Below are 1151 nucleotides of genomic sequence, written 5' to 3'. Positions count from 1 at the left end.
CGGGGGTCAAACATACAGACACCGTTACACCACCCAGCGTGATCATGTAGAGGAAACGTTGGATCGCCCACCGAGATCTAGGCATGTAGTACTAGGGCCTGTTCGTAGTTCGGATCAGTTGCCGCCGGTCACAATCGAGTGACTCACCCCCACCGTTGCGGGAGCGGGCGGTATCACCGATGTATGACGCGCGGTGATGTGACCGATACCGAGTGGGAGCTGATTGAGCCGCATCTGCCGTTGGGGGTGTCCGGGCCGATCGGTGACCTGCGTAATCAGTTCAACGCGGTGATGTGGAGGTTCCGGACCGGCAGCCCGTGGCGGGACGTGCCCGTCACCTACGGCAACTGGTCGACGATCTACGACCGGTTCCGGGCCTGGGCGTGCCAGGGGGTCTTCGAGAACCTGATGGTCGCGGTGATCGACGAGGCGGCGGCCCGGGGCGATGTCGTGCTGGACCTGGTCAGCGTGGACTCCAGCGTCTGCCGCGCACATCACCACGCCGCCGGGATGAGGGTCGCGCCCGAGCGGCTGGAGGAGTTGGAGCGGGCCGCGGCCGCGGAAAAGGGGCTACGCCAAAAGGGCAAACCGGGCCTATAGGCCAGCACTCCGGCGACGAGCCCGACCCCGAACAGGAGCGCCGGCGCCGGGTACGCCGGCGCCGCAAGGCACGGCTGAAGGCCGCTGATCTGGGCCGGTCCCGAGGCGGGCTGACCAGCAAGTTCCACCTGTCGGCCGACCGGCGCTGCCGTCCGCTGTCGATTGTGCTGACCCTCGGGCAGGCCGCCGACAGTCCCCGTTTCATCCCCGTCCTGGACAAGATCTGGGTGCACGGCCCGGTCGGCCGCCTCCGGACCCGACCGGCCGCTGTTGCCGGCGACAAGGCCTACTCCTCCCGCGCCAACCGCAATGACACTGTGAATCCCAGCCTAGTGTTGTGAGTCAATAATTCTTTGTTAGTCGGTAGGGTGTGGGGATGCCGAGCCCGAAGCTGGATCCGGTGGTGTTGTCCGACGAGGAGCGGTCGGTGCTGACCGGGTGGGTGCGCCGCCGCAAGACCTCGCAGGCTTTGGCGTTGCGGGCGCGGATCGTGCTGCTGTGCGCCGAGGGCGCCACGATCGCCCAGGTCGCCGAGCAGGCCGGGGCCTCGC

Annotated in this window: 1 protein-coding gene; it reads left to right on the top strand. The window is 67.2% G+C overall.

The features are described from left to right. Positions 1–183: 183 nt before the first annotated feature. Positions 184–600 carry a transposase gene (locus CHC11_RS39955; RefSeq protein ID WP_089317114.1) on the top strand — a complete coding sequence of 139 codons (417 nt, stop codon included), beginning with the start codon at positions 184–186 and terminating at the stop codon, positions 598–600. Positions 601–1151 lie beyond the last annotated feature (551 nt).

The sequence above is a fragment of the Actinomadura mexicana genome (assembly GCF_900188105.1).
GTDB lineage: Bacteria > Actinomycetota > Actinomycetes > Streptosporangiales > Streptosporangiaceae > Spirillospora > Spirillospora mexicana.
Note: the sequence above shows the minus strand (reverse complement) of the source record. Positions and strands in the feature narration are given on the sequence as shown.